At 69.7% G+C, this 13800-nt stretch carries 11 protein-coding genes; 10 read left to right on the top strand and 1 reads right to left on the bottom strand.

What is annotated here, in order from left to right:
- Positions 1-164 precede the first annotated feature (164 nt).
- A complete protein-coding gene (locus QMK30_RS06580; RefSeq protein ID WP_283516211.1) occupies positions 165-728 on the bottom strand; it encodes a beta-class carbonic anhydrase in 564 nt (187 codons plus the stop codon).
- 408 nt (positions 729-1136) lie between these two features.
- On the opposite strand from QMK30_RS06580, the gene rsmH reads away from it, so the two are divergent.
- From rsmH to QMK30_RS06530, 10 genes are read left to right on the top strand one after another with little or no spacing between them, the layout of a single operon-like run.
- Entirely contained in the window at positions 1137-2093 is a 957-nt protein-coding gene (rsmH, locus tag QMK30_RS06575; RefSeq protein ID WP_283516210.1) for a 16S rRNA (cytosine(1402)-N(4))-methyltransferase RsmH, read from the top strand.
- Positions 2090-2674, top strand: a complete 585-nt coding sequence (gene ftsL, locus QMK30_RS06570; RefSeq protein ID WP_283516209.1) for a cell division protein FtsL — start codon at positions 2090-2092, stop codon at positions 2672-2674. The genes rsmH and ftsL overlap by 4 nt, the downstream gene beginning before the upstream one ends.
- Positions 2675-2678: 4 nt before the next feature.
- Positions 2679-4646, top strand: coding sequence for a peptidoglycan D,D-transpeptidase FtsI family protein (locus QMK30_RS06565; RefSeq protein ID WP_283516208.1), 1968 nt, complete (start codon positions 2679-2681; stop codon positions 4644-4646).
- Between the two features lie 13 nt (positions 4647-4659).
- Positions 4660-6342, top strand: a complete 1683-nt coding sequence (locus QMK30_RS06560) for a UDP-N-acetylmuramoyl-L-alanyl-D-glutamate--2,6-diaminopimelate ligase (RefSeq protein WP_283516207.1) — start codon at positions 4660-4662, stop codon at positions 6340-6342.
- Positions 6343-6346: 4 nt separating this feature from the next.
- Positions 6347-7762 carry a UDP-N-acetylmuramoyl-tripeptide--D-alanyl-D-alanine ligase gene (locus QMK30_RS06555; RefSeq protein ID WP_283516206.1) on the top strand — a complete coding sequence of 472 codons (1416 nt, stop codon included), beginning with the start codon at positions 6347-6349 and terminating at the stop codon, positions 7760-7762.
- Positions 7759-8829 (top strand): phospho-N-acetylmuramoyl-pentapeptide-transferase, encoded by a 1071-nt coding sequence (mraY, locus tag QMK30_RS06550; protein ID WP_283516205.1) that lies wholly within the window; start codon positions 7759-7761, stop codon positions 8827-8829. Before QMK30_RS06555 ends, mraY begins: the two co-directional genes overlap by 4 nt.
- The gene (murD, locus tag QMK30_RS06545; protein WP_502963079.1) at positions 8826-10235 is read left to right on the top strand and encodes a UDP-N-acetylmuramoyl-L-alanine--D-glutamate ligase; all 1410 of its coding nucleotides are present in this window, start codon (positions 8826-8828) and stop codon (positions 10233-10235) included. The genes mraY and murD overlap by 4 nt, the downstream gene beginning before the upstream one ends.
- A gap of 59 nt (positions 10236-10294) precedes the next feature.
- Positions 10295-11677 (top strand): putative lipid II flippase FtsW, encoded by a 1383-nt coding sequence (gene ftsW, locus QMK30_RS06540; protein ID WP_502963078.1) that lies wholly within the window; start codon positions 10295-10297, stop codon positions 11675-11677.
- 6 nt (positions 11678-11683) lie between these two features.
- Positions 11684-12778, top strand: a complete 1095-nt coding sequence (gene murG, locus QMK30_RS06535) for an undecaprenyldiphospho-muramoylpentapeptide beta-N-acetylglucosaminyltransferase (protein WP_283516204.1) — start codon at positions 11684-11686, stop codon at positions 12776-12778.
- 29 nt (positions 12779-12807) lie between these two features.
- Positions 12808-13608, top strand: coding sequence for a cell division protein FtsQ/DivIB (locus QMK30_RS06530; protein ID WP_283516203.1), 801 nt, complete (start codon positions 12808-12810; stop codon positions 13606-13608).
- Positions 13609-13800: the final 192 nt, after the last annotated feature.

The raw sequence follows: 13800 nt of genomic DNA, 5'->3' as shown, positions 1-13800 counted from the left end.
ACGACGGAACGGCCCACCCCGAAACACGGACACCACGCGTGGATTGGTTCCGGCGCGATGCCACTCCCGCATTCTTGTTGCCGTTACCGCTTCGTGTCACTCGCCTGTGGATAACTGGGTCGGATATGTCGGGGTTTGCCGTCTTTTTGGCTGCTCAGATCACATCACTTGACGGGATCGATCTCCCGCAGCAGTCCGTTCGCCACCTCGAAGACGAAGCCGCGCACATCGTCGGTGTGCGGCAGGAACGGCGAGGTCCGCACGCGCTGCATCGACTGTCGTACGTCCTGGTCGACATCGCGGAAGGCCTCCACCGCCCAGGAGGGACGCTGCCCCACCTCGTCCTCCAGCTCGTGCCTGAAATCCTCGGTGAGGCTCTCAAGACCGCAGTTGGTGTGGTGGATCAGTATGACGCTCCGGGTGCCGAGTGCCCGCTGGCTGATGGTCAGCGACCTGATCACATCGTCGGTGACCACGCCGCCCGCGTTGCGGATGGTGTGGCAGTCGCCCAGTTCGAGCCCGAGGGCGTCGTGCAGGTCGAGCCGCGCGTCCATGCAGGCGACCACGGCGACGTGCAGCACGGGGCGGGCGTCCATGCCGGGGTCGTCGAAGCTCGCGGCGTATTCGCGGTTCGCCTCGACGAGACGGTCGGTGACCGTACCTCCGGTGCGCGCCGGGGCCGGCGCGGCGGTGACGGGCTCGGTGGGGAGGTGCGGGGAAGTCGACATGACCTAGACGTTAGTGGTCGTCGTGGGGGTGGGCCCGCTGTGAGATGGGACAAAGAACGTCAACAAGGCTTGTTGTGAGGTAACCCACAGGCGTTGCGGCGCCTCCTCCGAACGGGTGAAAACGCGCACGCGCGACGCGCCAGCCGGTTGATTGACCGGAAGGACGTGTCGACTAAAGTGACGCGAAGTGGGTGGCGTGACGCGTCCCTTACTGCTTTACGGACACATCACGCACATCCTGAATCCCGCAAGTTACTCCCGCGTGCGCGGCGTACGTACGGCCCGGCCTCCTCCCGCTCGCCGGTCGGCCGACGCCACTTCCCCGGCGCCGGCAGGCCACTTCCCCTTCTGCGAAGCGGGCGGGGACCAGGCCGTACGTACCACCGCGCCCGCTACCTGAGAGGGCGCATGAGCCAGACCCGACACGTCCCGGTGATGCTCCAGCGATGCCTGGACCTGTTGGCCCCGGCTCTCGCCGAGCCGGGAGCCGTCGTCGTGGACTGCACTCTCGGCCTCGGCGGGCACAGCGAGGCCCTGCTTTCCGCCTTCCCCTCGGCGCGGCTCATCGCGCTGGACCGGGACAAGGAGGCGCTGCGGCTCTCCGGCGAGCGGCTCGCGCCGTTCGGCGACCGGGCCACCCTGGTGCACGCTGTCTACGACGAGCTGCCCGAGGTCCTGGAGCGGCTGTCCGTCCCACGGGTGCAGGGCATCCTGTTCGACCTCGGCGTCTCGTCGATGCAGCTGGACGAGGCGGACCGCGGTTTCGCCTACGCCCAGGACGCCCCGCTCGACATGCGGATGGACCAGACGACGGGCATCAGCGCCGCCGAGGTGCTCAATACGTACGCACCGGGCGAGCTGGTGCGGATCCTGCGCGCGTACGGCGAGGAGAAGCAGGCCAAGCGGATCGTCTCGGCGGTCGTGCGTGAGCGCGATGGCGAACCCTTCAGCAACAGTGCCCGGCTCGTCGAGCTGATCCGTGACGCGTTGCCGCAGGCCGCGAAGCGCACCGGCGGCAACCCTGCCAAGCGCACCTTCCAGGCGCTGCGCATCGAGGTCAACGGTGAGCTCACGGTGCTGGAGCGGGCCATTCCGGCGGCGGTGAAGACGCTCGCCGTGGACGGCCGGATCGCGGTCCTCTCGTACCACTCGCTGGAGGACCGGCTGGTCAAGCACGTGTTCTCGGCGGGCGCCGCCAACACGGCGCCGCACGGTCTGCCGGTTGTGCCCGAGCGCTACCAACCACGTCTGAAGCTGTTGACACGCGGTGCGGAACTGCCGACGGAGGAGGAGATCGCCGAGAACCGGCGGGCTGCTCCGGCCCGGCTGCGGGGCGCGCAGCGCATCCGGGAGGATGTGCTGTGAGCAAACCGGCCAAGCAGTTGAAGGGGCGGGCCGCGAGGTTGTCGCAGCTGATGCCCTCGGGTCCCACTACGGCGGCTCGCACCCCCTTCGTGCTGCTGGTCGTGCTCCTTCTCGGCGGTGGGCTCATCACATTGCTGCTGCTGAATTCCTCGCTCAACGAGGGCTCGTTCAGGCTGAGCGAGCTCAAGAAGCGGACCACCGAACTGACCGACGAGGAGCAGGCGCTCCAGCGGGACGTGGACGACAGATACGCGCCCGACGCGCTGGAGCGCAGGGCCCGCCAGCTGGGCATGGTGCCCGGCGGCAGCCCCGTCTTCCTCAACCCGGACGGTACGGTCCGCGGAGTGCCCACCGAGGCCTCCGCCGAGCCCGTCGCCCAGCCCACCGCGCTGAGCGTCCCCGCTCCGCCGCCCGCGGCCGCGCCCTCCGCACCTGTGGCGCCGGTGGCATCGGCCTCGCCCTCCGCGTCGCCCGCTCCGCGCTCCACGCCTTCGCCCACGGCTCCTCCCGCTCCGGCTTCCGACTCCGCTCCCGCCCCGGTGAGCCCGCCCACGCAGCAGACCACGACACCCGGCAGGTGACGCAGTGCCTCCCAAGGAACCAGCCACACCGCGCCGCCGAGTACCCGGCCCCGCGCGTGCGCAGGGCGGGGGGCGCTCCAGATCCACCGCGCGCCCCCAGGCGGGACGCCCGCGCCCCGCGCGCAAGGCGGCGCGCTCCCTGCGGCTTGGCAGCCCCAGGCCCCGGCTGCGGCTGGTCGGCCTCGGTCTGACCCTGGTCATGCTGGCCTTCGTCGTACGGCTGCTCCAGGTGCAGGCCGTCGACGCGAGCGCGTACGCGGCCAAGGCGGAGAAGAACCGGTACTCCAGTTCCACGCTGGCCGCCGAGCGCGGTGAGATCACCGATCGCGACGGGGTCGCCCTGGCCACCAGCGTCGACGCGTACGACATCACGGCGGACCCGTCGATGTTCACCGCCAGGTTCAGCAAGGCGGACGACACGCCGGAGCAGGCCGCCGCGCTCCTCGCGCCCATCCTCCGCAAGGACGCCGGCGACCTGGCCAAGCAGCTCAGCAAGCCCAAGAGCAGGTACACGATCCTGGCCCGCCGCCAGACCCCGCAGATCTGGAAGCAGATCAAGGACCTCCGAAGCGTCTTTACCGAGAAGGCCAGGACGGACAAGGCCAAGGGCGGCACCGGCGCCAATGTGCTCGCCGGTGTCTTCCAGGAGCCCAGCAGTAAGCGCGTCTACCCCAACGGCGATCTCGGCGCCGGAATACTGGGTTACGTCAATGCCGACGGCAAGGGCGGCGGCGGTCTGGAGACCCAGCTGAACAAGGAGCTGGCGGGCAAGGACGGTGAGATCACCTACGCGCAGTCCGGCGGCCGCCGGGTGCCCACCGCGGGCAACCGCGAGGTGCCCGCGGTGCCCGGCTCCGACATCGAGCTGACCATCGACCGTGACATCCAGTGGGCCGCCCAGAAGGCCATCGCCGACCAGGTGAGGAAGTCCGCCGCGGACCGTGGCTACGTCATAGTGCAGGACAACAGGACCGGCGAGGTCCTCGCCATGGCCAACGCCCCCGGCTTCGACCCCAACGACCTCTCGCAGGCCAACTCGGCCGCGATGGGCAACGCGGCGCTTCAGGACGCCTTCGAGCCCGGCTCCACCGCCAAGGTCATGTCCATGGCCGCGGTACTGGAGGAGAACGCGGCGGTCCCCGGCACCCATGTGGTCGTGCCCAACCGGCTGCACCGCGGCGACCGGCTGTTCAAGGACGACATCGACCACCCCACCTGGTACCTGACGCTCAACGGCGTACTCGCCAAGTCCAGCAACATCGGCACGATCCTCGCGACCGAGCAGCTCGGCAAGACCCGGGCGGAGGCCAACCAGGTCCTCCACTCGTATCTGCGCAAGTTCGGCCTGGGCAGCCCCAGCGGGCTCGGCTATCCGGGGGAGACGTCCGGCATCCTCGCCAAGCCGCAGGACTGGAGTACCTCCCAGCAGTACACGATCCCGTTCGGCCAGGGCCTGTCGCTCAACGCCATGCAGGCCGCTTCGGTCTACTCGACGATCGCCAACGGCGGCGTAAGGATCGAGCCAACTCTGGTCCGCGGCTCCCATGGCCCCGACGGCCGCTTCACTCCGGCCCCCGCCCCCAAGAAGACCCGTGTGGTCAGCGAGAAGACCTCCAAGACCCTGGCCTCGATGCTGGAGTCCGTGGTGGACGACGAAGAGGGTACGGGCACCAAGGCGCGCATCCCCGGCTACCGCGTCGGTGGTAAGACCGGCACGTCCAACCGGGTGGATCCGGCCACCGGCCGCTACAAGGGCTACACGGCGTCCTTCGCCGGATTCGCGCCCGCCGACAACCCGCGCATCACCGTGTACTGCGCCATCCAGAACCCGACCAGGGGCAGCTACTTCGGCGGCCAGATCTGCGGTCCCATCTACAAGCAGGTCATGGAATTCGCGCTGAAGACCCAGCAGGTAGCCCCGAGCGGCACCCGCCCCGCGCGGCTGCCGGTGTCCTTCCAGCCCGGCGAGTGACTCAGGACCTTCAGTGACAACGATCACCCGGGATTCCGGGAACCAACAAGACCCACCCTCCGACCCGCCCCCCTCACTTCGCGGCAGGCCGGGTCAGCCCGGTACGCTCACCGCCGTGCCACACGCTGATCAGTCCCAAACCACCCAGAAGGACGCTCCGGTGACGTACCCCGGAGCGCCCAGGCCGGTCCAGGTCCGCCCGACACCCGTAGGGAAGCTGGCCGCACGGCTGGGCATCGATTCCCCGGGTGCGGCCGAGGTCACGGGCATCACCCACGACTCCCGTGCGGTGAGGCCGGGTGATCTGTACGCCGCGCTGCCGGGGGCCCGTTTCCACGGCGCCGACTTCGCCACGCAGGCGGCGAGCCTCGGCGCGGCCGCGATCCTCACAGACCCGGCGGGCCACGAGCGGGCCGCCGCGACCGGCCTGCCGGTCCTCTCGGTCGACGACCCACGCGGCCGGATGGGCGAGATCGCCGTCGAGATCTACGGCCGCCCCGGCGAGGACCTGCTCCAGATCGGCATCACCGGCACGTCCGGCAAGACCACCACGGCGTATCTCGTCGAGGGCGGCCTGCGGGCCGCCGCGGGCCGGGACGAGCCGGCCCTGACCGGCCTCATCGGGACCGTCGAGATGCGCATCGGCGACGAGCGCATCAAGTCCGAACGCACCACCCCCGAGGCAACCGACCTGCAGGCCCTGTTCGCCGTCATGCGCGAGCGCGGCGTCAAGGCGGTCGCCATGGAGGTTTCCAGCCATGCCCTGGTGCTCGGCCGGGTCGACGGCTGCGTCTTCGACGTGGCGGTCTTCAACAACCTGAGCCCCGAGCACATGGAATTCCACTCCGGCATGGAGGACTACTTCCAGGCGAAGGCGCGGCTGTTCACGCCGGAGCGCAGCCGGGTCGGCGTGGTCAACTTCGACGACGAGTACGGCCGCAGGCTCATCACCGAGTCGGGCGTCCCGGTCACCTCGTTCTCCGCAGAGGGCCACCCGGACGCCGACTGGCGGGCCGAGGACGTCGAGGTCGGCCCGTTCACCAGTGGCTTCACGGCGGTCGGCCCCAAGGGGGAACGCGTCACCGCGACCGCCCCGCTGGCGGGCCCGTTCAACGTCGCCAACACCCTCGCCGCGATCGCCACGCTCGCCGTCGCCGGCGTGGACCCGCAGACCGCCGCCGACGGCATCGCCGCCGTCCCCGGCGTGCCGGGCCGCCTGGAGCGCGTGGACGTCGGCCAGCCGTACCTCGCGGTCGTCGACTACGCGCACAAGACGGACGCTGTCGAATCGGTCCTGCGCGCGCTGCGTAAGGTCACCGAGGGCAAACTGCACATCGTCCTCGGCTGCGGCGGCGACCGAGACAAGCAGAAGCGGGCCTCGATGGGTGCCGCCGCGGCCAGGCTGTCCGACACCGCCGTACTGACCTCCGACAACCCTCGTTCCGAGGACCCTCTCGCGATCCTTGCCGCCATGATCGCGGGCGCCGCCGAGGTGCCCGTGCACGAGCGCGGCGACGTCCTGATCGAGGCCGACAGGGCCGCCGCGATCGCCACGGTCGTGGCGCGCGCACAGCCCGGCGACACCGTGCTCGTCGCGGGCAAGGGACACGAGCAGGGGCAGGACATCGCAGGGGTACTACGCCCCTTCGACGACCGTCAGGTGCTTCGCGCCGCGATTATGAACACCCAGGGATGACCAAGTGATCGCCCTCTCCCTCGCCGAGATCACCGAAATCGTCGGCGGGCAGCCGTACGACATACCGGACGCTGCCCTCAAGGTGACCGGCCCCGTCGTCATCGACTCCCGTGAAGTCGGACCAGGCAGCCTCTTCGTCGCCTTCGCCGGTGAGCGCGTCGACGGCCACGACTACGCGCAACGCGCCGTCGAGTCAGGCGCGGCAGCAGTGCTGGCCACCCGCCAGGTCGGTGTGCCCGCCATCGTCGTGGACGATGTCGTGCGGGCGCTCGGCGCCCTCGCGAGCGCCGTCGTCGAGCGCCTGGGCGCCACCACCGTCGCGCTCACCGGATCGGCCGGCAAGACCAGCACCAAGGACCTGATCGCCCAACTCCTTGAGCGCAAGGGCCCGACGATCTGGCCGGCCGGCAACCTCAACAACGAGATCGGGCTGCCGCTGACCGCACTGCGGGCCGCCGAGGACACCCAGCACCTCGTCCTGGAAATGGGCGCCCGCTACATCGGCGACATCCGCTACCTCAGCAGCCTCGTCCCGCCGAAGATCGGCCTCGTGCTGAACGTCGGGACCGCCCACATCGGCGAGTTCGGTGGCCGCGAGCAGATCGCCGAGGCCAAGGGCGAACTGGTCGAGTCGCTACCGTCGGCCGAGGCGGGGGGAGTTGCCGTGCTCAACGCGGACGACCCGCTCGTACGCGCCATGTCGGTCCGTACGAAGGCCCGGACGATCCTCTTCGGTGAGGCCGACGACGCGGACGTACGTGCCGAGAATGTCCGGCTCACGCAGAACGGGCAGCCGGCCTTCCGCCTTCACACACCCACCGGGTGCAGTGACGTGACCATGCGGCTGTACGGTGAGCACCACGTGTCGAACGCGCTCGCCGCGGCCGCCGTCGCCCATGAGCTGGGCATGTCCGTTGACGAGATCGCCGTGGCGCTCTCCGAGGCGGACACGCTGTCCCGCTGGCGTATGGAGGTCACCGAGCGTCCTGACGGCGTGACGGTCGTCAACGACGCCTACAACGCGAATCCCGAATCCATGCGAGCCGCCCTGCGCGCGCTCGCGGCCATGGGTACGGGACGTCGTACGTGGGCGGTGCTCGGCCAGATGGCCGAGCTCGGCGACGATTCACTCGCCGAGCACGACGCGGTCGGACGACTTGTCGTCCGGCTCAACGTCAGCAAGCTCGTGGCAGTCGGGGGCAGGGAAGCGTCCTGGCTGCAGCTGGGCGCTTACAACGAGGGTTCGTGGGGTGAGGAGTCGGTGCACGTGTCCGACGCGCAGGCGGCGGTCGACTTGTTGCGCAGTGAGTTGCGCCCGGGAGACGTCGTGCTGGTGAAGGCTTCCAGGTCGGTCGGTCTCGAACGGGTCGCCCAGGCGCTGCTCGATCACCGTACCGAGGGCGAGGTCACCGGCCGATGAGGCAGATCCTCTTCGCGGGAGTCATTGGTCTCTTTCTGACCCTGGTCGGCACCCCGCTGCTGATCAAACTGCTCGCCCGCAAGGGATACGGGCAGTTCATTCGGGACGACGGTCCGCGCGGCCACCACGGCAAGCGCGGCACCCCCACCATGGGCGGCATCGCCTTCATCACAGCCACGCTCATCGCGTACGGCCTGGCGAAGGTCATCGCCGGCGAGAAGCCGACGATGTCCGGCCTGTTGGTGCTGTTCCTCATGGCGGGCATGGGAGTCGTCGGGTTCCTCGACGACTACATCAAGATCGTCAAGCAGCGTTCGTTGGGTCTCCGGGCCAAGGCGAAAATGGCGGGCCAGCTGATCGTCGGCATCGCCTTCGCGGTGCTCGCGCTGCAGTTCAAGGACGCCCGCGGGCTCGCCCCGGCGTCCACCAAGCTCTCCTTCGTCCAGGACTTCGGCTGGACGATCGGCCCCGTGCTCTTCGTGGTCTGGGCGCTGTTCATGATTCTCGCGATGTCGAACGGTGTGAACCTCACCGACGGCCTCGACGGTCTCGCCACCGGCGCCTCGGTGATGGTCTTCGGCGCGTACACCTTCATCGGTGTCTGGCAGTACCAGGAGTCCTGCGCCGACGCGGTCTCGCTGACCAACCCGGAAGCCTGCTTCGAGGTACGAGATCCACTGGACCTCGCCATCGTCGCCGCCGCCCTGATGGGCGCCTGCTTCGGCTTCCTGTGGTGGAACACCTCGCCCGCCAAGATCTTCATGGGCGACACGGGCTCGCTGGCCCTCGGCGGCGCGCTCGCCGGTCTGGCGATCTGCTCCCGCACGGAGTTCCTGATCGCCCTCCTCGGCGGCCTGTTCGTCCTGATCACGATGTCCGTCGTGATCCAGGTCGGCTTCTTCAAGATGACCCGCAAGCGGGTCTTCAAGATGGCGCCGCTCCAGCACCACTTCGAACTCAAGGGGTGGTCCGAAGTCCTTGTGGTGGTCCGTTTCTGGATCATCCAGGGCATGTGCGTCATCGTGGGTCTGGGGCTGTTCTACGCCGGCTGGGCGGCCGACAAGTGAACTGGCACGACAAGAGGGTCACCGTCGCGGGCCTCGGAGTCTCCGGGATCCCCGCGGCGCGTGCCCTGCGCGACCTCGGGGCCCGGGTCACCGTCGTCAACGACGGCGACGACGAGCGCTCCCGCGCCCAGGCCGCCGAGCTGGCGGCGCTGGGCATCACGGTGCGCCTCGGCGACGGAGCGACACTCCCCGAGGGCACGGAGCTCGTCGTCACCACGCCCGGCTGGCAGCCCGACAAGCCGCTCTTCACGGCCGCGGCGGACGCGGGCGTGGAGATCTGGGGCGACGTCGAGCTGGCGTGGCGCCTGCGGGGCCCGGACGCGGCCCCCTGGCTCGCGGTCACCGGCACGAACGGCAAGACCACGACCGTGCGCATGCTGGCCTCGATCCTGCAGGCCGCGGGCCTGCGCACCGCGGCCGTCGGCAACATCGGTGTCTCCCTGCTCGACGCCGTCCTCGGCGACGAGCCGTACGACGTCCTGGCCGTCGAGCTCTCCAGCTACCAGCTGCACTGGGCGCCGAGCCTGCGCGCACACTCCGCGGCCGTGCTCAACCTGGCCCCCGACCACCTCGACTGGCACGGCTCCATGGAGGCGTACGTCGCGGACAAGGGCCGCGTCTACGAGGGCAACCAGGTCGCCTGCGTCTACAACCTCGCGGACCCGGCCACCGAGGCCCTGGTCCGTGAGGCCGACGTCGAGGAGGGCTGCCGCGCGATCGGCTTCACCCTCGCGGCCCCCGGCCCCTCCCAACTCGGCGTCGTCGACGGCATCCTGGTCGACCGCGCCTTCGTGAAGGACCGGCAGAGGAACGCCCAGGAGCTCGCCGAGATCTCGGACGTCGACCCGCCGGCCCCGCACAACATCGCCAACGCCCTCGCGGCAGCGGCCCTCGCCCGCGCCTACGGCGTGCCGCCCACCGCCGTACGCGACGGACTGCGGGCCTTCCGGCCCGACGCCCACCGCATCGAGCACGTCGGGGACGTCGAGGGGGTCGCGTACATCGACGACTCCAAGGCCACCAACACGCACGCCGCACAGGCGTCCCTGGCGGCGTACGACCCGATCGTGTGGATCGCGGGCGGCCTCGCCAAGGGTGCCACCTTCGACGAACTCGTCGAGAAGTCGGCGAAGCGGCTGCGCGGTGTCGTCCTGATCGGCGCCGACCGCGCCCTGATCGCCGAAGCCCTCGCGCGACACGCCCCCGAGGTACCGGTGGTCGACCTCGGCCGGACCGACACTGGGGCGATGTCGGCGGCGGTGCGCGAAGCGGCGCGACTCGCACAGCCGGGGGACACCGTGCTGATGGCCCCGGCCTGCGCCTCCATGGACATGTTCGCCAACTACAACAAGCGTGGCGAGGCATTCACCGACGCCGTACGCGAGTTGGCTCCCGAGCGCGACTAGCGGACCGGTCCCCGCGCCGCGGACCGGCCGGCGCAGCCCATGAGTGGAGGGGACACGAGATGTTGGCCGACGACAGTGCCCTGACCGGCCGCCCCGCCCTGCGCGGACGGGCCGGGGCAGGAACGGTCCGCCGCCAGGCCGCGCCGCGCCGCCGCGGCCCGACCATGCCCAGACCCCCTCGGGGCAACGGACCGCGACGGCTGTACGAGCAGCTCCGGCGCACCTGGGACCGGCCTCTGACGGCGTACTACCTCATCCTGGGCAGCGCCCTGCTGATCACCGTGCTCGGCCTGGTGATGGTCTACTCCGCCTCGATGATCAAGGCGCTGGAGCTTTCGCTGCCCGCCTCGTACTTCTTCCGCAAGCAGTTCTTCGCGGCCGTCATCGGGACGGCCCTGCTGCTCGCCGCGTCCCGGATGCCCGCCCGGCTGCACCGGGCGCTCTCCTACCCGCTGCTGGCCGTCACGGTCTTCCTGATGGTCCTGGTGCAGATCCCCGGGATAGGAGTCTCGATCGGCGGCAACCAGAACTGGATCTCGCTGGGCGGGCCCTTCATGCTCCAGCCCAGTGAGTTCGCCAAGCTGGCGCTGATCCTGTGGGGCGCCGACCTGCTCGCACGCAAGCAGGACAAGCGGCTGCTGACCCAGTGGAAGCACATGCTGGTGCCGCTCGTCCCCGTCGCCTTCATGCTGCTCGGCCTGATCATGCTCGGCGGCGACATGGGTACGGCGATCATCCTCACCGCGATCCTTTTCGGCCTGCTCTGGCTCGCGGGCGCCCCCACCCGGCTCTTCGCCGGCGTGCTCGCCTTCGCCGCCTTCATCGGATTCGTCCTCATCAGCAACAACGCCAACCGGATGTCGCGGCTCGGCTGCATCGGCGCGACCGACCTCGGCCCCAAGGGCGAGTGCTGGCAGGCGGTGCACGGAATCTACGCGCTGGCGTCCGGCGGATGGTTCGGTTCCGGACTGGGTGCGAGTGTGGAAAAATGGGGCCAACTCCCTGAGCCCCACACCGACTTCATCTTCGCCATCACCGGTGAGGAACTGGGTCTGGCGGGGACGCTGTCCGTCCTCGCCCTCTTCGCGGCCCTAGGCTATGCGGGTATCCGCGTGGCCGGACGCACGGAGGATCCCTTCGTCAGGTATGCCGCGGGAGGTGTGACCACCTGGATCACGGCTCAGGCCGTGGTCAATATCGGTGCGGTGCTCGGTCTTCTGCCGATCGCCGGTGTCCCGCTCCCGCTGTTCTCCTACGGGGGCTCCTCCCTGCTGCCGACCATGTTCGCCGTAGGGTTGTTGATCGCCTTCGCGCGAGAGGATCCCGCCGCCAAGGCGGCCCTGGCCATGCGACGGCCCGGCCTTGGCAAAAAGGCCGGGGTGAGATGGAAGACGATGACGATGAGACGGCGCGTCAAGAAGCGTCCGTCCGGAGAGCGGTGAATTTCGGTGCATGTCGTACTCGCCGGCGGGGGGACCGCCGGCCACATCGAGCCCGCGCTCGCCCTCGCGGACGCCCTGCGCAGGCAGGACCCGAGCGTGGGAATCACGGCCCTGGGCACGGAGCGCGGACTTGAGACCAGGCTCGTACCCGAGCGTGGTTACGAACTGGGGCTGATCCCCGCCGTACCGTTGCCCCGCAGGCCCACCCCGGAACTGATCACCGTCCCGGGGCGGCTGCGCGGCACCATCAAGGCGGCCGAGCAGATCCTGGAACGTACGAAGGCGGACTGTGTCGTCGGCTTCGGCGGCTATGTCGCGCTGCCCGGCTACCTCGCGGCCAAGCGCCTCGGCGTGCCGATCATCGTCCACGAGGCCAACGCCCGTCCCGGCCTGGCCAACAAGATCGGCTCGCGCTACGCGGCCGCCGTGGCGGTCTCCACCCCCGACAGCAAGCTGCGCGGCGCCCGCTACATCGGCATCCCGCTGCGCCGCACGATCGCCACCCTGGACCGCGCCAAGGTCAGGCCCGAGGCGCGCGCCGCCTTCGGCCTCGACCCCAGCCTGCCGACGCTGCTCGTCTCCGGCGGCTCGCAGGGCGCCCGCCGCCTCAATGAGGTGATCCAGCAGATCGCGCCGGTGCTCCAGCGCTCCGGAATCCAGATCCTGCACGCGGTCGGTCCGAAGAATGAAATGCCACACGTCGACAACATGCCCGGTATGCCGCCCTATATCCCGGTACCGTATGTCGACCGGATGGACCTCGCGTACGCGGCGGCCGACATGATGCTCTGCCGTGCGGGCGCGATGACCGTCGCCGAACTCTCCGCGGTCGGACTCCCGGCCGCCTACGTCCCGTTGCCCATCGGCAACGGCGAACAGCGGCTCAACGCGCAGCCGCTGGTCAACGCCGGAGGCGGTCTGCTGGTCGACGACGCCCAGCTGACCCCCGAGTGGGTGCAGAGCCAGGTGCTCCCGGTCCTCGCGGACCCGCACCGGCTGTACGAGATGTCCCGCGCCGCCGCCGAGTTCGGCCGCCGGGACGCCGACGAGCTGCTGGTCGGCATGGTGTACGAGGCGATTGCCGCACGCAGGGCCGGCTGAACGGCCCCCGACGCAGGAGGCAACAGCGAGTGGCCGGACCGACGACCGCCCAGCGCGGCGCACGAAAGGCGCCGGGACCGGCGGCCCGCCCACCCCGCGAGAAGGGGCCGGGGGGCCGCCTTCGGCTCCCCGGCCGCCCCTGGGTGATCCTGCTCGTCGTCGCGGCGCTGCTGCTCGCCGGGGGCGGCGTCTGGGCGCTCTACGGCTCCACCTGGCTGCGGGTCGAGCGGGTGAAGTCCTCCGGCACGCAGGTCCTGACGCCCGATGAGGTACTCGCCGCCGCGGCGGTTCCGATCGGGGCGCCGCTGATTTCCGTCGATACGGATGCCATTGAAGACCGGCTGCGCCGGAAATTGCCCCGTATCGACTCGGTGGACGTTGTTCGTTCGTGGCCGCACGCCATCGGCCTGAAAGTGACCGAACGAAAGGCTGTACTGCTCGTGCGGAAGGGCGCACAGTTCGTCGAAGTGGACGATGAGAGTGTGCGGTTCGCCACGGTCCCCAAGGCGCCCAAGGGCGTACCACTACTGGAATTGACACCCGATCAGTCGCCGAGTCTGCGACGCTTCGGAGCGGACCGTCTGATGCGGGAAGCCGTTCGGGTTCAGGGCGAAATCCCCGAATCCGTCGCCCAGGATGTGCGATCCTTCAAGGTCCGTTCGTACGACGCCATCTCACTTGAGCTGAGCCGGGGCCGTACGGTCGACTGGGGCAGTAGCGAGCAGGGCGAAGCGAAGGCGCGCACACTGAGGGCTCTCATGAAAGCAGCCCCCAAGGCCGCGCACTTCGACGTCAGTGCGCCCACCGCCCCGGCCGTGTCGGGGAGTTGACGGGCATACGCCCTGGCCAGCACCCTGGTTGGCCAGCGATATGGGTGATCACATAGGGTGAAAAGAAAAACGGGAGGTTCGGCGTGTTCGTTGAACGTGCGCCACTTGTCGACTTAGTGTCCTGTTCGGAAGAGTCCAACAGGCACACTGGTAACCCTGAACTTCACGGTTAGGGTTCGGGTCGGCGTTCGG

Source organism: Streptomyces sp. H27-C3 (assembly GCF_030063415.1).
Classification (GTDB): Bacteria; Actinomycetota; Actinomycetes; order Streptomycetales; family Streptomycetaceae; genus Streptomyces.
This window is presented reverse-complemented; position numbering and strand designations above follow the sequence as displayed.